Raw genomic sequence first — 17,548 nt, 5'->3', positions numbered from 1 at the left:
AGGTCAGCTCGCCTTGGCGAGTGCCAGACCGAGGCGACGAACCTGGCCAGACAGGCTGGCGTCGATCACCTGAGATCCGAGACTCACGACGAAACCGCCGATTAGGGACGGATCCACACTGAGGTCGATGTCGACCTTGTTGGTGCCGGCCATGGCCTGCACCTTCTTGGAGAGGGCCGCTTGCTGCTCTTCGCTGAGAGCCTGGGCTGAGCGGACCTGAGCCAGGGTGATGCCCTGCTGCTCGCGATAAAGCTCGAGGTAGCGAAGCATCACCGCATCAAAGGCAAGGAGTCGCTGCCGATCCGCCAAGACCTTGAGAAGGTTGAGAACGGACGGCGTGACCTGCTCACCCACGATGGCCTTAAGAGCCTGCTTTTTGGCATCCGGCTCAAGAACCGGAGACACCATGGCGTCGCGGAAGTCTTCGGAATCGTTCCAGATCTCAAGCAGTTGCTTGCATTGATCGGCAACGGTTTCAGACTCACCTCGGGCTTCGGTGACCTGAAGCAATGCTTCGGCGTAGGGGGTGGCCAGAGAGTTGAGGAGAGGCATCAGGCGTTCTCCAGATTTTTGATGGTGGAATCGATCAACTTGGCCTGAGCACTGGCGTCGAGACGACCCGGAAGCTGGGCAAGAACATTGTCGATTGCCGCCAGAGCAGCTTCACGACGGAGACTGTCCTTGATCCGGGCAGCATCGGCCTCTGCATCAGCATCGGCACCGGCCTTGACGGCAGCCATCGCAAAGATGGTGCGCTTCTCGCCTTCGGCACGAATGCCTGCGGCGCGGGCCTGACCATCAGCACGAATCTTCTCGGCTTTCTGCTGGGCAGCAGCCAACTCGGACTGAGCCTGGCTCAGGTTTTCGGTGGCGGTCTTCAGGCGGGACTCTGCGTCCTGCAGGTCCTGAAGGATGGCGGCGCGGCGGCGTTCCAGGATTCCTCCCAGGAAACCGCGCAGGAACCAAACCAGGAGACTGATCACAATGACCAGGTTGACCAGATTGGTTTCGAGCGGATTGAAATTGAGAGACATCACGCGGCCAGCAAACGGTTGATGATCGTGGTGCTCAGCTGATCCACCTGGCCCTTGAGTTGGGTTCGGGCGGACTCACGCTCGGCCTCGATGGCACGACGGCTTTCCTCTTTGGTGCGGTTGGCTTCAGCTTCCGCCTGGGCCAGTGCTTCGCGGTAAAGCCGGTCAACTTCTTGTTCCGCCTCGATGATCACGGTCTGAGCGGCCTGACGGGCACCTTTCAGCTGTTCAGCCAGATCAGCCTCCAGGCGTTCAACCTGGGCGAGCTTCTGCTTGGCATCAGCACGACTGGTGGAGATGTAGCCCTCGCGATCTTCCACGACCTTGCCGACCGGACGGAAGAAGAGGACATTGAGCAGGAAGGTGAGGAGAACCACCTGAACCGCCATCAGCGGAAGAGTGGCATCGAGGTCAAAAAGACCTCCCTCCGGAACACCTGCTTCAGCGAGCAGAAGCCAGGTCATGGAAAGGTGCGCTGGGAAGGAATCGAAACAAGAAGCTCAGAAGGGGGATCTGCGATCCCCCTGCACTGATCAGCCGGCGAAGGGGTTGGCGAACAGAAGCACCAGAGCCACCACCAGGCCGTAGATGGTCAGCGATTCCATGAATGCCAGGGACAGCAGCAGGGTGCCGCGGATCTTGCCTTCGGCTTCGGGCTGACGGGCAATGCCCTCAACAGCGCCGCCAGACGCGGTGCCCTGACCGATACCAGGGCCGATGGCGGCGAGGCCGACTGCCAGGCCAGCAGCCACAACGGAAGCGGCGGAGGTGATGGAATCCATGTTGGGTGGTGTAAGGGGAAGCGCTGGGAAGCGCTGTACGGAATGGACTTGGGGATCGGTTCCCCCCGCGCAGGGACATTCCCGAAGGAACGGGCCCGGGTGCAATGCCGGACCTGCGCGCGGATGTGTTTAGCAGATCGCCGTTCTCAGGCGGTAGAGGAGGTCGGCTTTTAGTGGGCCTCGTGGAGGCCTTCACCGATGTAGAAGGACGCCAGGGTCGCGAAGATCAGAGCCTGAATGGCACTGGTGAACAGACCCAGAAGCATCACAGGCAGGGGCACGATCAGCGGAACCAGGTACACCAGCACGCCCACAGCCAATTCGTCGGCAAGGATGTTTCCGAACAGACGGAAGGAGAGGGAAAGAGGCTTGGTGAATTCCTCGATGATCTTGAACGGGAGCATGATCGGGGTCGGCTCCACGTACAGCTCGAAGAAGCGCAGACCCTTACGGCTCAGGCCGGCATAGAAGTACGCCAGTGACACCAGCAGAGCCATCGCCACGGTGGTGTTTATGTCTGCGGTGGGAGCGCCGAGCTCACCCTCAGGGAGTTCGAAGATCTTCCAGGGGATCAGGGCTCCGCCCCAGTTGCTCACGAAGATGAACAGGAACAGGGTGCCGATGAACGGCAGCCAGTCGCGGTAGTACTTCTCGCCGATGTTGTCGCGGGCGATGTCGCGAATGAAATTCCAGAGGAATTCGAGCAGGTTCTGCAGACCGATCGGATCACGCTTCATCCCGCGGGTGCCGACAAGCACCACAGCCAGGAGGATGCCGATCAGGATCCAGGAGCTCAGGAACACCTGACCGTGCAGATACAGATCGCCGATCTGCCAGTACAGGTGGTGACCCACTTCCAGTTCAGCGAACGGGAGTGGTAAGGGCAACAAAGCCATGGGTGCAGAGAAAAGTGCTCAGACACAGCGGTCGTCGAAGACGTGCTGAAGAATCAGGGCGGGCTTGTAGAGAAGGAATCCCAGGAAGGCCGGCAGCAGATCGAGCTGAGGCAGCTTGGCCGAACCAACCACAAGCAGTGTTGGAACGATGAGCTGAAAACGCCCCAGTCCACGGGACTGGTCACTGAGCCGGGCCACACTGCGAGCCAACAAGCGCACGTACAGAAGTCCGGCGCAGGAGCCCACAAGAACACTGCCGGCCACCGAGAGATTCATGGTGAGAGCCACGATCGGAACCGTGACGAGTGACACCAGAACGGTGGCCAACAGCAGGCGACGTTGAAGACGGTAAAAATCTTCCAAGCGCTGCCTGAAATGGCGCGCGGAATCTATCACGCGTTCGCTGCTGTTATTCCTGCAACAGAAGCAGCTGGCGATCCACAAGATCGCGGATCTGATCCGGAGACGCAAGGGCCCCCAGCCTCTGTTCCGGCTGCTCAGCGACAGTCCGCAGCAGGGAGCGGTCGGCATCCGTGAGCTGAATGGGCTCCATGTTGCGACCAAGAATCGGATCGGGTTCTCCCCAGAGGCAGGGCTGAACCAAACCCCTGGCCAGGCCAAGGGCCTCATCACTCCAGCGGGCTCGCTCCACTGGTGCCGCAGAGAGAAAGAACTCGAAGTGGCTGATGTCGGGATCCAGCTGCTCCACAAGCTCCCACTGCTGACGCGGTGGCAAGGCCTGGGCTCGCTCCAGCAGTTCTCCCTGCAGAAGGCGGGATGGATCCCAAACCTCCGGATTCGAGAAGCCGGCGAAATGCAGACCCGCCGTTTCGATGAACGCGAAGAGACGCTCGAGGTTGTAACTGGTTTCCTGCGGGTGCAGGTACATGTCCGCGAAATTTGCGTCAGGTGCGCAGTCCACGGCCCAGCGTTCCCGGTGATGACGGGCAAGGCGGTTGCCCTCAGGCAGGGTCTCGAACAGCTCCCGCCCCAGATGCAGGCCCTCCGAGCCTGTGCCGGCGTTCAGAAGACTCAGCGCTTTCTGGGTGCGGTGGATCTCCCAGCGACCGGCATCGGCATAAAGAAACAGATGCAGCAGACCCGACGGAGCCAGGCGATCCGCCAGGGAGCGCAGCCCCGCTTCCGGCTGATCCAGGTGATGCAACACCCCCACCGAGTTGATGTAGTCGAAGGCCCCTTCGTCGGCCAGATCAAGAAGACTGCGCCGCTCCTGACGCAGGGAGGTCACTTGCTCAGGCGCCCCGGAGCGCTGGCAGCGTTCCCGCGCCACCGCCAGAGCCCCATCACTGATGTCCACCCCGAGCACGTCAGCACCCGGATTGAGATGGCAGAGGTAATCGGTGCTCACCCCGGTTCCGCAACCGGCATCGAGGATCCGCGGCGCCTCCATCCCCGCAGGGATTGAGCCGTGCACAGCGGCCAGAACGCTGCGATGACACCAACGCCAGTTGTATCCAGGTGGTGGGCCGTCCTGCAGTGGATCCCCCGGGAAGGGGAAGCGGTCATAAAACGCACTCACCACGGGAGTCGCAGCATCACTGGGCTTGGGGTGGGTCATGCAGCGCTGATTTCGCGCCTGCGAGCTTTTCACGTCAGACCCGTGGATCCCCTGCAGCACCGCAAGGCCTGCAAACATTTGTTCATGGGGCCACGGAGGGCCATCCCAGCGGCCGTAACGTGGCGCGATCCGGCTTGCTTTCGTCGATGACAGTGACCGCCAGCAGCGGCAGCCCGCGCGTGTCTCCCCAACTGTTCGACACGCTGCCGCTCTCCAGCGTCCGTCAGGCAGAGCAGCAGGACCGTTTCCCTGACAACGGGGAACTGGACAGTCTTGTGACCTTCTTCCGAACCGGTCAGGACCGGATCGAAGCGTCCCGGATCATTGCGGCCAACGCCGAGGCCATCGTGGCCCGCGCCGCCAACAGAATTTTTGTGGGAGGAACTCCCCTCTCCTTCCTTGAGGCGCCTCTAACAACGGGCGAAATCGCACGTTCAACAGGTCAGGAAGGCACTCCGCTGGCTGCTGACCAAGCCGCGTTTGAGCAGTCGGTGCGCACCTTCACCGGTGACAGCAACACCACCAAGCGGGGCAACTTCCTCACCCGCCTGCTGGAAGGAGCTGGTGGCGATGCCGACGTGCGGGTTGTGCTCCCCACCGGTTTCAACGCCATCAGCGTGGCCAAGTACGGCCCGGCCTTCATGCGCAAGTCGGTGCGCGACATGGGTTGGTTCCTGCGCTATGTGGGCTATGCCCTGGTGGCAGGTGACCCCAGCATTCTTGCGGTGAACACCCGCGGCCTGCGGGACATCCTTCTGGAGAACTGCTCTCTGGCGGCCACCAACGTGGCTCTTCAGGAGATGCGGGCTGCTTCAGCGGAACTGCTGCGGGATCGTCCTGAAGCCCGTCAGATGACCATCGACTGCTTCAACGTGCTGTTGCAGGAGCTGGCCATCCCCACCCCCAGCACTAAGCAGCGCCAGGGGAGTGCAGTGCAGCAGGGCCTGCAGCTGCCGGCGATCTATGCCCTGGCCTCAGAGGGACGCCAGCTGTTTGAAATGCGTCCCGGTCTGTCCGGAGCCGAGAAAGCTGAAATCATCCGCGCCGCCTATCGCCAGGTGTTTGAGCGCGACATCGCCAAGGGCTACTCCCAGACCCCCTGTGCGGACAAAGCCAGTGCCGTCGCCCAGGGACAGATCTCCATGCGTGAATTCGTTCGCGCCCTCGGCCGCAGCAAGGAATATCGCCAGCAGTTCCACGACGGTTTCGTCAACAGCCGCGTGGTGGAACTGGCTTACCGCCACTTCCTCGGCCGGGGCATCAGCTCCCTCGAGGAATTCCGCAAGTCGTTCGCGATCCTCAGCGACCAGGGCCTCAACGGTCTGGTGGATGTGCTGGTGAATTCCTCGGAATACGCCCAGGCCTTTGGTGAGGAAACCGTTCCCTACCTGCGGGATCTCGGCACTGAAGCTCAGGAGAGCGCCGGTTGGGGCTCCAATCGCAAGCTGTTCAAATTCAGCGCCCCCTTCGATGGCGCGCCGCAATACGTCACCCTCTACGCCTCCTACCGCCAACCCTTTGCTGATCAGCACGTCTACGGCGGCGGCAATGATCCGGTGGCCAACCAGTACGGCGCCATCTTCCCCAGCGGAACCGCTTCGGTGGCCACACGGCCGGCGCCATACGGCTACGACAGCCGCCGCCTGCTGGTGAGCAACGGTCTCAACAGCCCCGGACAGCTGGACAGCGCCAGCTTCCGCGGCAGCCGCCCCCGCAAGGTGGGACCACGGGTGGTTCGGCTTCAGCAGATCGCAACAGGGGGAACCGTCAATCCCCGTCGCGGCGGAAACCCCAGCGTTCGTACCACTGAAGCCAGCACCCAAGCCGTGATCAAAGCGGTGTATGTACAGGTGCTGGGCAACGGTGGCTATGCAGGAGAGCGCATGGGTTCAGCCGAAGCTCGGCTCGAGAACGGTGACATCTCCCTGAAGGATTTCGTGCGCGCAGTCGCCCGCTCTGATGCCTTCCGTCGCCGCTACTGGAGTGGCCTTTACATCGTGAAGGCGATCGAAGTGATGCACCGCCGTCTGTTGGGACGTCCCACCTTCGGACGCTGGGAAATTGATGCCCTGTTTGACACCGCTGCCCGCCACGGCTTCTACGGGGTGGTGGACGCCCTGATCGACAGCCGTGAATACAGCGAAGCATTCGGATCCGACACGGTCCCCTTTGAGCGATTCATCACACCAGGCGATGTGAACGCCCGTCGTGCCCCCGGCTGGGCCCGCCCGCTCAATCTCGCCGCCGTGGCCGATCTCACACAGAGCAACCGCCCGGAAGCACGGCCATCGGAAGGCTTCCGCAGCAGTGGCACCATCACACCCCGCAACCTGGTCGACACCAAGTCGGCATCGCAAGGAGCCTGGACGCCCACCAGTGGCGCCAGCGGTGCCGACTCCCGTTGGCTGTCGGTGGTGCGCCAGCAAAGCCTGGCCTCGAAGCAAACCGGCTTCCCGATGCGTCGGGCCAGCGGATCCGAGCCCAGCAAGCTTGATGGCCCCTCATGGACCGTCAAGAGCCGCTCCGTGGCGTCCGGCAAGACCCAGGCCCTCTCGACCATGGGGCAGGCACTGGCCAACGCCGATGCCTCTGGATTCCAGCTGCGGGAAGGGCTCCCGGCCATGCTGGAGCTGAAACAGCCCTGCAGCGAGTCTGAACTTCGCACCGTGCTCGATGCGACGTATCGGCAACTGCTGAACCGTGTCCCAACGGAAAGCGAGCGCCTGGTCTCCGCCGAGTCCCGACTGCGCAATCAGGACATCGACCTGCCTGATTTCATCGCTGAAGTGGCCATGAGCGAAGCGTTCCAGAACCGCATCGCCTCCATGGCTCCGCTTCGGGCCGCATCCGCCGCAGGCCTAGCTCTTCTGGGACGGGCCACCACCCCAGCAGAGACCAGTCGCTTCTTGATCACCCGCGCTCAAGCAGGTCAGGGTGCAGCTGTCACCGAACTGTTGGCGGAACGGATCAGCACAACCGTGCCGCGCATCGACGGCATGTCGACAGCCTCAGGGGTCAGCCAGGCCACCATCCAGCGCACGGCCTCGCTCTACCGCGGCAATGCCGGCCTGAATCCCCCCACGGGCGACGCGATCTGAGCCAAACGTCCATTTTCCTGACAAACAACCGCCCCAATTGCCAGCGGTTGTTCTCATTGGATCCCGGTGAAGTGCCGCTTCATCGGGATCATTTTGTGCGTCTTGGGAGCCTCTCGAACCATGACGCAAATCGCAGTCATGGCAAAGGCTTTCCCGGCACGAACGATGCCGTGAAGAACTGTTACCCGGGCAAAAATCCCAGGCCGTCGCCAGCGCAGAATGCCTCAGCCGATCCCAACGGAGCGGGGCCACAACGATCAGTGTTGACCGTTGTGAACAAGTCTCACTCCCGACGCTTCGACCCCCTATCTCAGCCTTTAGTCTGAGACGCGATCCCTCGGGATCACCCCTTATTCACCGGATATCGGTCTCCTACGGGCGGCCGCTTGTTTCGAGGCAGAACTGCATGAGCATCGTCTCCAACTCGATCATCAACGCGGACGCCGAAGCCCGCTACCTCAGCCCTGGCGAACTCGACCAGATCAAAGCCTTCGTCACCGGCGGTCAACGCCGTCTGCGCGTGGCCCAGGTCCTGTGCGAGAGCCGCGAGCGCATCGTCAAGCAGGCTGGTGGTCAGCTGTTCCAGAAGCGTCCCGACGTCATCTCCCCCGGCGGCAACGCCTACGGCGAAGAGATGACCGCCACATGTCTGCGTGACATGGACTACTACCTCCGCCTCGTCACCTACGGCATCGTCGCCGGTGACGTCACACCGATCGAAGAGATCGGTGTGATTGGCGCGAAAGAGCTCTACCGCTCCTTGGGCACTCCCCTGGAAGCCATGGCAGAAGCCGTGCGCGAGATGAAGATCGTCGCCATGGGCCTTCTCACCGGAGCCGACGCAGAGGAAGCCGGCACCTATTTCGATTACGTGGTTGGCGCCCTCGCCTGAACCGCTCGCTGAATTTCCCTCTCGTCTCCTCACGGATCCATGCAAGACGCCATCACCAACGTCATCAACAAGTCGGACGTCCAGGGCCTCTACCTGGACACGGCTTCGATGAGCAGCCTCGAGTCGTATTTCGCCAGTGGTGAACTGCGCGTGCGTGCTGCCGCCACCATCAGCGCCAATGCTTCGGCCATCATCCGCGATGCCGTAGCCAAGGCCCTGCTGTACTCGGACATCACCCGTCCCGGCGGCAACATGTACACCACCCGCCGCTACGCAGCCTGCATCCGCGACCTGGATTACTACCTGCGTTATTCCACGTACGCCATGCTGGCTGGCGACACCTCAATCCTCGATGAGCGTGTTCTGAACGGCCTTAAGGAGACCTACAACTCCCTGGGTGTGCCCATCGGCGCCACTGTTCAGGCAATCCAGGCCATGAAGGAAGTCACCGCAGGCCTGGTCGGCCCTGATGCCGGCAAGGAAATGGGTGTCTACTTCGACTACATCTGCTCCGGCCTCGGCAACTGAGCCCCATGCGGTTGTTCAAAGTCACCGCCTGCATTCCCAGCCCTGAAAAGGTTCGGACGCAGCGCGAATTGCAGAACACCTTCTTCACCAAGTGGGTGCCCTACGACAGCTGGTTCGCTGAACAGCAGCGCATCCAAAAGCAGGGTGGCCGCATCATCAAGGTGGAGCTCTGCACCGGGGGGCAGCAAGTCAACGTCGGCAACTGAACCCCGCTCCAAAGCGAATTCCAAGCCCGGTTCAACACCGGGCTTTTTCATTGGCCATCAACCGTTGAGGGTCTGCTCCACCAAAGCATCGAGATCCGGAAGAACAGCGGCATCTCCCTCCCCCAACCAAAGCACGTACTCGTGGTTACCGGCAGGTCCAGTGATCGGCGAAGCCACCAAGCCCTGGGGCTGCCACCCCGATTCTGCTGCCGCTGCAATCACGGATTCAATGGCATCCCGGTGGGCAGCTGGGTCACGCACGACGCCGCCCTTGCCGACGCGACTCTTGCCCACCTCAAACTGCGGCTTCACCAGCACCAGAGCATCGGTGTCGGGACCCCGCAACAACCGGCGCAACGCCGGAAGAATCAGCCGCAGGGAAATGAACGACACATCGGTGACCGCCAAACTGGGCCAGGGGTCGTCGGCCCCATAGAGATCGTCGGGCTGCAGATGGCGCAGGTTGGTGCGTTCCCGCAACACAACCCGTTCGTCGGTTCGCAGGCTCCAGGCCGTTTGGCCATAGCCCACATCAACGCCATAAACACGGGTAGCGCCGTGCTGCAGCAGGCAATCGGTGAAGCCGCCGGTGGAGATGCCGCCATCCAGGCAGACGCGCCCCTCCACCAGTACAGGGAAAGCCTTCAAGCCCGCCAACAGTTTTTCACCCCCTCGAGAGACAAAGCGGGGGGGCTGCTCCACCCGCAGTTCTCGCTGCGGCGTCACCTCCGTTCCAGGCTTGTCCAACAGGGTGCCGGCGCCATCCCGCACCTTTCCAGCACGAATCAATTGCTGCGCCTGTTGGCGTGAACTGACCAATCCACGGGTCAGGAGTTCCAGATCAAGACGCTGTTTGGACGCCATTGCGACATAAAAGCAGACCGATCCCGAAGAAAACCGGCGATCCAGCGGCTGGAGCCTGTTCTGCCAGGAGGATTGCCCCAATTCGCGTCGAGGGACGTGTCCAACCACCGCCCCCAACCCGCCAAGGTGGTGCCGCTGTTGCAGCCGGGCAGCTTTGTGCGAATCGACAACCAGCCCTGCGACCTGCCGCCCTTCCAGGTGCTTCACTGCCGCGGCGGACGCTGCTGGGTGCGCCAGCAATCCTGGGGATCCCACGTGCAATGGGAAGTTGAGCATGAGCGGTTGAACGTTGCATAAGCGAAACCGCTGCTCACCAAGCCCTGCAAAGACTCCCAGCCAACAATTCTCTTCAATCAGTGCCTTGGCAAGGCAAGCATTTCACGGCTCAATGGTGCATTGATGCTGGTTGAGCAAACGTTTGGGTCAGGCGACAGCCCTACAAAGAGCTTCGAGACGACGGGGTAAGCAAGAAACTCAGACGTTGGCTCTGATTCAGCGGCTGCTGCCCTTGCCGTGGCAGCTCTGGCCAGCAGAAGCTCGCCTCTTGATGGGGCTGGCGGGATTCTGGAGTGTGGCAGGGCTGGTGGTGTTGGCGTCCGCCAGTTGGTGGGTGGCCCTGCGGGAAATGGGCGATGGCGGTTTCTATCTGAAACGGCAGGCGATCTGGCTCTTGGCCAGCTGGAGTTTGCTGGGCATCACGATCTCCACCAACCTGCGGCGATGGCTGCGCTGGTCAGGCCCAGGGTTGTGGATGGGCTGCCTGCTGATCGCCGCCACCCTTGTGATGGGCACCACGGTGAACGGCGCCAGCCGCTGGCTGGTGCTGGGTCCGCTGCAGATGCAGCCCTCGGAGCTGGTGAAACCCTTCGTGGTGCTGCAGGCCGCCAACCTGTTCGCCCCCTGGAGCCGTATGAGCCTCGACCAGAAGCTCCTCTGGCTGGGGAGCTTCGGAGGGCTGCTGCTGCTGATCCTCAAGCAACCCAACCTCTCCACAGCGGCCCTGATGGGACTCACCCTCTGGATGGTGGCCCTAGGGGCCGGCCTTCGCTGGCGCAGCCTGTTGGGCACCGCCCTGGCGGGATCGCTGCTTGGCACAGCAAGCATTCTGATCAATGAATACCAGCGGATCCGGGTGGTGTCGTTTCTGGATCCCTGGAACGACCCGATGGGAGATGGCTATCAGCTGGTGCAGAGCCTGCTGGCGATCGGATCGGGCGGTTGGATGGGGCAGGGCTATGGCCTCTCCACCCAGAAGCTCCAATACCTGCCGATCCAGAGCACCGACTTCATCTACGCGGTGTTCGCCGAGGAATTTGGATTCGTGGGTTCAGTGCTGCTGCTGCTGTTCCTGATGCTGGTGGCCTGGGTGGGGCTGCGGGTGGCCCTGCGCTGCCGAAGCAACCAGGCCCGGCTCGTGGCCATCGGCTGCACGACGATCCTGGTGGGCCAGTCGATCCTGAACATCGCAGTGGCCTCTGGGGCAATGCCCACCACAGGTCTGCCACTGCCCTTGATCAGCTATGGCGGCAACTCGCTGATGTCGAGCCTGGTGATCCTGGGTCTGCTGATCCGCTGTTCACTGGAATCCACCGGCTTGATCGGGGGACGATCCAACGGACGCCAACGGTCGTTGCGTCAACGCTGAGCCTGGTCTGTTGAGAGGCTTGCCTGGATAGGCTTTGCACACTCAAGGGCACCTGTGGATCTGCTGCTGCTCTCCGATTTGGCCCAGAGCAGCGAGCAGCTGCTGCAGCGCGCCCTGGCGGATCCAGGCCCACTGACGCTGGCACTGGTGTTCAGTGGCGGCGCCCTCACCAGTCTTGGGCCGTGTTCCCTGTCCTTGCTGCCGGTGACGCTGGCCTACCTGGCGGGCTTTGACGATGGCCAACCGGCCTGGCAGCGCAGCCTCGCCTTTTGCGGCGGCATCGTCGGTGCCCTGGTGGTGCTGGGAAGCATCAGCGGACTGCTGGGCCGGATCTACGGCCAGGTGCCGGCACTGATCCCCACATTGGTGGCGATCCTGGCGGTAGCGATGGGGCTCAACCTGCTGGGGGTGCTTCGGATTCCACTGCCCAGCGGTCCAGACCCGGAGCAATGGCGTCAGAAGGTGCCGGCCCCGCTGGCGCCGGTTGCAGCAGGACTGGCCTTCGGGCTGGCGGCCTCACCCTGCACCACCCCCGTGTTGGCGGTGCTGCTGGGCTGGATTGCCCAGAGCGGACGTCCCCTGGCAGGGGTGGCCCTGCTCAGCAGCTTCGGCTTCGGCCAGGTGCTGCCCCTGCTGCTGGCGGGCACCTTTGCAGCAGCCATCCCCAAACTGCTCGCCCTGCGGGGCATCAGTCGCTGGGTGCCGCCAGCCAGTGGAGTGGTGCTGCTCACCAGCGGCCTGCTCACCCTGCTGGCCCGCTGGAGCTGATGGGAATGACGAACGGGATAGGCCCACTGAAACGCCTGGCCGCCTGGCTCAGCGATCTGCGGCTGGCGATCGTGCTGCTGCTGCTGATTGCCCTGGCCAGTGCCGTGGGCACCGGCATCCCCCAGGGGGATCCGCCCTCCAGCTACATCGATGCCTACGCCGATACCCCCTGGCTGGGGCTGCTCCACGGCGAACAGGTGCTGCAGTTGCAGCTCGATCATGTGTATTCCAGCGGCTGGTTTCTGGCCCTGTTGGCCTGGCTGGGTCTCGCCCTGATCCTCTGCAGTTGGCGCCGTCAGTGGCCAGCGCTGATGGCGGCCCGGCGCTGGATCGACTACCGCACCACACGCCAGCTGAGCAAATTGGCCATCGCCGAAAGCCAGCCCTGCGCTGACCCCAGCCGGGCTCTGACGCAGCTGGAGACGGTGCTGCGGGCCAGCGGATGGGAGGTGCAACGCAAGCCACAACGGCTGGCGGCCCGACGCGGCGCCATTGGCCGGGTGGGGCCCTTGCTCGTGCACACCGGCCTGGTGCTGCTGATGCTTGGCGCAGCCTGGGGGGCACTGGCGGGGAACCGCTTGGAGCGCTTCCTGGCCCCCGGCCGCAGCCTCGATCTCCTGGATCGCGATGGCGCAACCCAACTGACCATCACCCTGGACCGCTTTGCCATTGATCGAGATCCGGCGGGCCGCACGGAACAATTTCGCTCCGCTCTTCAGCTGCGGGGCCCCTACCAAAGCTTGGATGCAGAGATCAGCGTGAATCACCCGCTGCGGCACCGGGGCATCACCATTTACCAGGCCGATTGGTCACTGGCGACGATCAGCTTGCAGATCGGGCGTAGCCCCGTGCTGGAGCTGCCGCTACAGACCTATCCGGAGCTGGGTGATCAGATCTGGGGCCTGGTGCTGCCGACACGCCCCGATGGAACCGAACCGGTGTTTCTGAGCCTGGAGAGCGAACAGGGACCTGCCACGGTGTTCGATGCGGACGGTCAACAGCTCGCCCGACTGCGACCGGGTGGTCCCGCCGCTGAGGTGAAGGGCTTGCCGATGCGGGTGGACGCGGTGCTGCCGGCCAGCGGACTTTTGCTCAAGCGGGATCCAGGCGTACCGCTGGTGTATCTGGGCTTCGCGGTGCTGTTGGTGGGCGGTGGGTTGAGCCTCGTGGCCACCCGGCAGCTGTGGGCCATCTCAGCCGATGGAACCCTCAGCGTGGGTGGCCTCTGCAACCGCAATCTCGCCGCCTTCGCCACTGAATTGCCTCAGTTGGTGCAGCAGGGGGTGGTCGATCAGCAGGGCTGACGGGTGCCGTGACTCACCCGCACCACGGTGTGCACGTTGCCGCGGGGGTTGAAATCGGCTTCCAGCTGCATCCACACCGGATCAGTGGCCGCCACCAGATCATCAAGGATGCGGTTGGTGACCTCCTCATGGGAGATCGACTGGTCGCGGTAGCTGTTCACATACAGCTTGATCGCCTTCAGCTCCACCACCCGCGGCCCGGGTTGATAGATCAGGCGCAGCACCGCGAAATCGGGATAGCCGGAGAAGGGGCATTTGCAGGTGAATTCCGGCAGTTCGATCGAAACCTCGTAGGGGCGCCCAGGCCGGGGGTTGTCGAAGCAGATCAGCTCGGCTTCGGCGATGGCGCGTTCGCCGTAGAGGGGGGTCTGGGTCAAAGGGCTGTAGGGGCCAGTTCTGATCAGCGACCCTAGGAAGTCAAGCTTCGGCAGCGTTCTGTAACAGCGGCCACGCACGGCTCTGAGAACCGCGGCATCCTTGAAATCAGATCCGTATTCCCCCCATGAAAAAGGTCGAAGCAATCATTCGTCCTTTCAAGCTGGAAGACGTCAAGGTGGCGCTGGTTGAGGCCGGCATCATCGGCATGACTGTGAGCGAGGTGCGGGGCTTCGGCCGCCAGAAAGGTCAGGTGGAGCGCTACCGCGGCTCGGAATTCACCGTTGAGTTTCTACAGAAACTGAAGATCGAAGTGGTGGTCGAGGACGACCGCGTCGAAGAGGTGGTCAAGTCGATCGCCGATGCCGCCCGTACCGGTGAAATCGGTGACGGCAAGATCTTCATCAGCCCTGTGGAATCAGTGGTTCGCATCCGCACCGGCGACCGCGACAGCACGGCTCTCTGAGCTCAGAACGCCAGATCACTGTTCAGGATTGGCCCGGTCCCCATCGGTTCCGGGCCAGTGAATTCTTAGGAGCATTTTTGAGAGCTCAACACTGAACATCCAGGAGCGGGTTCCAAGACAAGGCAGATCCCGAGAGGAACGCGACTCATTGAGGCCCAGCGCTGAGAGCAAGTCGCGCGGAGGCGGCCCCATAGATTTGTCGTGTTGTTCAACCGAGCGCGCCGGTGATTGAGCGTTACACCCTTCCTGAGATGGGAGCCGTCTGGAGTGAGCAGGCGAAATTCCAGAGCTGGCTTGATGTGGAGATCGCTGCCACAGAAGCGAACTGCAGGCTCGGCCGTGTGCCCCAAGAGGCCCTCGACACAATCAAAGCCAAAGCCAGCTTCGAGGTCGAGCGCATCCTCGAAATCGAAGCTGAGGTGCGCCACGACGTGATCGCCTTCCTCACCAACGTGAATGAGCACGTTGGTGATGCCGGACGACACATCCATGTGGGCATGACCAGCAGCGACGTGCTGGACACGGGCGTGGCCCTGCAGCTGAAACGTTCCGTGGCCCTGCTGCGCACCGAACTCGATGCCCTGGCCGACGCCCTGCGCGAACTGGCCCAGGCCCACAAGGGCACCGAAATGATCGGCCGCTCCCATGCCATCCACGGCGAACCGATCACCTTCGGGTTCAAGGTGGCCGGCTGGCTGGCGGAAACTGAACGCAACCGCATCCGGCTGGAACGGCTTGAGCAGGATGTGGCCGTGGGCCAGGTGAGCGGCGCCATGGGCACCTACGCCAACACCGATCCCCAGGTGGAAGCGATCGCCTGCGAGATCCTCGGGCTCACTCCCGACACTGCCAGCACCCAGGTGATCTCCCGGGATCGCCATGCCGACTACGTGCAGACCCTCGCCCTGGTGGGCGCCTCCCTGGAGCGCTTCTCCACCGAAATTCGCAACCTGCAGCGCACCGACGTGCTGGAAGTGGAGGAGAACTTCGCCAAGGGGCAGAAGGGAAGCTCCGCCATGCCCCACAAACGCAACCCGATCCGCAGCGAGCGGATCAGCGGTCTGGCCCGGGTGCTGCGCAGCTACACCATTGCTGCCCTTGAGAACGTGGCCCTCTGGCATGAGCGCGACATCAGCCACAGCTCCACGGAGCGAATGATGCTTCCCGATTGCTCAGTGACCCTGCACTTCATGCTGCGGGAAATGACTAGCGTGGTGAAGGGTCTTGGGATCTACCCCGAGAACATGCGCCGCAACATGAATGTGTATGGCGGCGTGGTGTTCAGCCAGCGGGTGCTGCTGGCTCTTGTGGGCACTGGCATGAGCCGAGAGGAGGCATACCGGGTCGTCCAACGCAATGCCCACACCGCCTGGAACACCGCCGGCGGCGACTTCCGCGCCAACCTCGAAGCGGATGGGGATGTCACCAGCCGCCTCTCCGCGGAGGAGCTGGCGGACTGCTTCAGCACCGCATTGCATCAGGAGAACCTGGGCGTGATCTGGGAGAGGCTGGGAATCTGATCCAGGCACTGGCCCAGGGTCTGCTGGGGCTGGGCCGGGGAGCTGGTGATTTCGAGGATGCGACCACAGGCCTGAGGCTGCTCCAGAGCATCCAGGCAGACCTGAGCCACAAGGCGGCGAGGAATGCTGTTGCTCTGTTGTTGATCGGCGTCGGTCACCAGCACACCTTCCTTGGTGCTGCGGCTGTCGTCCTCACTCAGGCCACCAGGCCGGATCACAGTCCAATCAAGACCGCTGCGCTCCAGGCAGTGCTCCCCCACCCGCTTCCAAACCAGGATCAGGCCGAACAGATTGAGGGGATGCAGCCAACGGCCAGCGCAGAGGGAGCTCACCAGCACCACGCGCTTCAGCCCCAGAGAGCGGCAGGCCTGCACCTGAGCCTGCACGCCCCAGGCGTCCACCTGCAAGGGACCGGCCAGGTTGATCGAAGGGCGAGCACCCGTGGCGATGACCAGTTCCATGCAGCCCTGCAGCGCATGGAGCAACGCTTCCGCCGAGTCCAGCTCCAGGCGACGCACCTCCAAGCGCCCCTCCTGCTCGGCCTGGGCCAGGGCAGAGGGCAGCACGGAAGCAGGCCGAACAATGGCTCGGACCGATCGACCACGCTTTAGCCCCTCCTCCACCACGCGCCATCCGGTTTTGCCGGAGGCGCCAGACACCGCGAGTTGCGTCATCCCATCAGACCTGATCTGCGCACCAGTCAACAGGCAAAAGGAAACACCAGACCGGGCAGAATCGGCACGACATCCCCAACCGCATGAGCACGGACCAACTCCGGCAATTTTTTGCTCACATCTCCAGAGATCCTTCGCTCAGGGAGCAAGTGCTGCAGGCCGTGAGCGCCGATGCTGCGGCCCTGATTGCCCAAGAACTGGGTTATGAAGTCTCCGGCGATGAACTGCTGCGGTTCTCCGGCAAGAGTTCCTCCGGCGTCAGCGTCACCAAGATTCAGCACCCCGGGGAATATCACTAAAGGGTCTGGAGCACAGCGTTCGTATCTGTCGAGCTCCCCGAAACGTATGAGGACTCGCATACAAGACTGGAATTTGCCCTCAAGCTGAGCCAGAACCGAAGGGCTTGCATTCCTTCTGATGGCACGCCTTCTTCAGCTTTTGCAAGGGTCCAGCAACAACGCCGATCTGGCGGCATGGACGGCCGTGATCTTTGCCTCGATCACCGCACTGGTGATCTGGGGACTCCTCAATGCCTACCCAAACTTGCTCTAGGAATCAAGAACTAACTGTACGGATCCTGCTGATAAACATTCAGACGTAAGCTGCGCCTACGCGTGCGTGCGGCTCCGCCTTCAGGCTTTCAGCAGCTTCAAGGGTGCCGTGCCGTTCAAACTGCGTCTGAGCGCATCGGAATGGCGGTTTGCCCTCACGTCATTTGCGGTGAAGGTGGCCCTGTTCTGGCTGCTCGAATTGGCGTTCTGCAAATGGGCCCCTGAACGGCAGATTTGCCATTTGGTGGAAAAAGGGTTTTTGCCCTGCCTCATCACCTATGCGGTGATGGATTTTCTGGTGATCCCACCGCTGAGGCGTCGCTGGGATCGCTGATCTGTCGAGCCAGATCTCAACAGAGGTTCATG

The 17,548-nt window shown here is 62.6% G+C and carries 23 protein-coding genes; 13 read left to right on the top strand and 10 right to left on the bottom strand.

Annotation, left to right across the window (positions count from 1 at the left end; translation table 11 throughout):
* Window positions 1–3: 3 nt before the first annotated feature.
* The 7 genes from atpH to DXY33_RS03675 all read right to left on the bottom strand — a co-directional run bounded on the left by atpH (window position 4) and on the right by DXY33_RS03675 (window position 4,291).
* A complete protein-coding gene (gene atpH, locus DXY33_RS03705; RefSeq protein ID WP_115131801.1) occupies window positions 4–552 on the bottom strand; it encodes an ATP synthase F1 subunit delta in 549 nt (182 codons plus the stop codon).
* On the bottom strand, window positions 552–1,034 hold the full coding sequence (locus DXY33_RS03700) for a F0F1 ATP synthase subunit B (RefSeq protein ID WP_115131800.1): 483 nt from the start codon (window positions 1,032–1,034) through the stop codon (window positions 552–554). The genes atpH and DXY33_RS03700 overlap by 1 nt, the downstream gene beginning before the upstream one ends.
* On the bottom strand, window positions 1,034–1,498 hold the full coding sequence (locus DXY33_RS03695) for a F0F1 ATP synthase subunit B' (RefSeq protein WP_115131799.1): 465 nt from the start codon (window positions 1,496–1,498) through the stop codon (window positions 1,034–1,036). Before DXY33_RS03695 ends, DXY33_RS03700 begins: the two co-directional genes overlap by 1 nt.
* A gap of 69 nt (window positions 1,499–1,567) precedes the next feature.
* Window positions 1,568–1,816 carry an ATP synthase F0 subunit C gene (gene atpE / locus DXY33_RS03690; protein WP_006851467.1) on the bottom strand — a complete coding sequence of 83 codons (249 nt, stop codon included), beginning with the start codon at window positions 1,814–1,816 and terminating at the stop codon, window positions 1,568–1,570.
* 170 nt (window positions 1,817–1,986) lie between these two features.
* On the bottom strand, window positions 1,987–2,712 hold the full coding sequence (atpB, locus tag DXY33_RS03685; RefSeq protein WP_006852023.1) for a F0F1 ATP synthase subunit A: 726 nt from the start codon (window positions 2,710–2,712) through the stop codon (window positions 1,987–1,989).
* A gap of 18 nt (window positions 2,713–2,730) precedes the next feature.
* The gene (locus DXY33_RS03680) at window positions 2,731–3,075 is read right to left on the bottom strand and encodes a hypothetical protein (protein WP_115131798.1); all 345 of its coding nucleotides are present in this window, start codon (window positions 3,073–3,075) and stop codon (window positions 2,731–2,733) included.
* 46 nt (window positions 3,076–3,121) lie between these two features.
* Window positions 3,122–4,291, bottom strand: coding sequence for a class I SAM-dependent methyltransferase (locus DXY33_RS03675; RefSeq protein ID WP_115010144.1), 1,170 nt, complete (start codon window positions 4,289–4,291; stop codon window positions 3,122–3,124).
* A gap of 146 nt (window positions 4,292–4,437) precedes the next feature.
* Here DXY33_RS03675 and DXY33_RS03670 point away from each other — a divergent pair, with 146 nt between their 5' ends.
* The 4 genes from DXY33_RS03670 (at window position 4,438) to DXY33_RS03655 (ending at window position 9,015) form a co-directional block, all read left to right on the top strand.
* Window positions 4,438–7,389 carry a phycobilisome rod-core linker polypeptide gene (locus DXY33_RS03670; RefSeq protein WP_115131797.1) on the top strand — a complete coding sequence of 984 codons (2,952 nt, stop codon included), beginning with the start codon at window positions 4,438–4,440 and terminating at the stop codon, window positions 7,387–7,389.
* Window positions 7,390–7,795: 406 nt separating this feature from the next.
* Entirely contained in the window at window positions 7,796–8,281 is a 486-nt protein-coding gene (locus DXY33_RS03665) for an allophycocyanin (RefSeq protein ID WP_114989510.1), read from the top strand.
* 39 nt (window positions 8,282–8,320) lie between these two features.
* Window positions 8,321–8,809: an allophycocyanin subunit beta gene (apcB, locus tag DXY33_RS03660; protein ID WP_114989511.1), complete on the top strand. Its 489-nt coding sequence runs from the start codon at window positions 8,321–8,323 to the stop codon at window positions 8,807–8,809.
* A 5-nt stretch (window positions 8,810–8,814) separates the two neighbouring features.
* A complete protein-coding gene (locus tag DXY33_RS03655) occupies window positions 8,815–9,015 on the top strand; it encodes a phycobilisome linker polypeptide (RefSeq protein WP_006851140.1) in 201 nt (66 codons plus the stop codon).
* Between the two features lie 57 nt (window positions 9,016–9,072).
* Here DXY33_RS03655 and DXY33_RS03650 read toward each other — a convergent pair whose 3' ends face one another.
* Window positions 9,073–9,879 carry a TlyA family RNA methyltransferase gene (locus DXY33_RS03650; protein WP_115131796.1) on the bottom strand — a complete coding sequence of 269 codons (807 nt, stop codon included), beginning with the start codon at window positions 9,877–9,879 and terminating at the stop codon, window positions 9,073–9,075.
* 96 nt (window positions 9,880–9,975) lie between these two features.
* Between DXY33_RS03650 and DXY33_RS03645 the strand changes: the two genes are divergently transcribed.
* The 4 genes from DXY33_RS03645 (at window position 9,976) to DXY33_RS03630 (ending at window position 13,596) form a co-directional block, all read left to right on the top strand.
* Window positions 9,976–10,176: a hypothetical protein gene (locus tag DXY33_RS03645; protein WP_115131795.1), complete on the top strand. Its 201-nt coding sequence runs from the start codon at window positions 9,976–9,978 to the stop codon at window positions 10,174–10,176.
* 184 nt (window positions 10,177–10,360) lie between these two features.
* Entirely contained in the window at window positions 10,361–11,524 is a 1,164-nt protein-coding gene (locus DXY33_RS03640; protein ID WP_371634549.1) for an FtsW/RodA/SpoVE family cell cycle protein, read from the top strand.
* A gap of 54 nt (window positions 11,525–11,578) precedes the next feature.
* Window positions 11,579–12,292: a cytochrome c biogenesis CcdA family protein gene (locus DXY33_RS03635; protein WP_115131794.1), complete on the top strand. Its 714-nt coding sequence runs from the start codon at window positions 11,579–11,581 to the stop codon at window positions 12,290–12,292.
* 5 nt (window positions 12,293–12,297) lie between these two features.
* Window positions 12,298–13,596 carry a cytochrome c biogenesis protein ResB gene (locus DXY33_RS03630; protein ID WP_115131910.1) on the top strand — a complete coding sequence of 433 codons (1,299 nt, stop codon included), beginning with the start codon at window positions 12,298–12,300 and terminating at the stop codon, window positions 13,594–13,596.
* Here DXY33_RS03630 and queF read toward each other — a convergent pair.
* The gene (gene queF / locus DXY33_RS03625; RefSeq protein WP_006851779.1) at window positions 13,584–13,973 is read right to left on the bottom strand and encodes a preQ(1) synthase; all 390 of its coding nucleotides are present in this window, start codon (window positions 13,971–13,973) and stop codon (window positions 13,584–13,586) included. The two genes, DXY33_RS03630 and queF, sit on opposite strands and share 13 nt — an antisense overlap.
* 125 nt (window positions 13,974–14,098) lie before the next feature.
* Here queF and DXY33_RS03620 point away from each other — a divergent pair, with 125 nt between their 5' ends.
* Both DXY33_RS03620 and purB read left to right on the top strand, forming a co-directional pair.
* Entirely contained in the window at window positions 14,099–14,437 is a 339-nt protein-coding gene (locus tag DXY33_RS03620) for a P-II family nitrogen regulator (protein ID WP_006851285.1), read from the top strand.
* A gap of 224 nt (window positions 14,438–14,661) precedes the next feature.
* Window positions 14,662–15,957: an adenylosuccinate lyase gene (gene purB, locus DXY33_RS03615; RefSeq protein WP_115131793.1), complete on the top strand. Its 1,296-nt coding sequence runs from the start codon at window positions 14,662–14,664 to the stop codon at window positions 15,955–15,957.
* Here purB and DXY33_RS03610 read toward each other — a convergent pair.
* Entirely contained in the window at window positions 15,915–16,631 is a 717-nt protein-coding gene (locus tag DXY33_RS03610) for an SDR family oxidoreductase (RefSeq protein ID WP_115131792.1), read from the bottom strand. The genes purB and DXY33_RS03610 overlap by 43 nt on opposite strands.
* Before the next feature lie 83 nt (window positions 16,632–16,714).
* On the opposite strand from DXY33_RS03610, the gene DXY33_RS03605 reads away from it, so the two are divergent.
* The 3 genes from DXY33_RS03605 to DXY33_RS03600 all read left to right on the top strand — a co-directional run bounded on the left by DXY33_RS03605 (window position 16,715) and on the right by DXY33_RS03600 (window position 17,516).
* Window positions 16,715–16,930, top strand: coding sequence for a Nif11-like leader peptide family natural product precursor (locus DXY33_RS03605; protein WP_115081034.1), 216 nt, complete (start codon window positions 16,715–16,717; stop codon window positions 16,928–16,930).
* A 118-nt stretch (window positions 16,931–17,048) separates the two neighbouring features.
* Window positions 17,049–17,183: a hypothetical protein gene (locus DXY33_RS12810; protein ID WP_255441776.1), complete on the top strand. Its 135-nt coding sequence runs from the start codon at window positions 17,049–17,051 to the stop codon at window positions 17,181–17,183.
* A 66-nt stretch (window positions 17,184–17,249) separates the two neighbouring features.
* On the top strand, window positions 17,250–17,516 hold the full coding sequence (locus DXY33_RS03600; protein WP_244275847.1) for a hypothetical protein: 267 nt from the start codon (window positions 17,250–17,252) through the stop codon (window positions 17,514–17,516).
* Window positions 17,517–17,548 lie beyond the last annotated feature (32 nt).

The organism is Synechococcus sp. N26 (assembly GCF_900473975.1).
In the GTDB taxonomy this organism is placed as follows: domain Bacteria; phylum Cyanobacteriota; class Cyanobacteriia; order PCC-6307; family Cyanobiaceae; genus Parasynechococcus.
The sequence above is the reverse complement of the archived record's forward strand: the minus strand, read 5'-3'. Positions and strand labels throughout refer to the sequence as shown.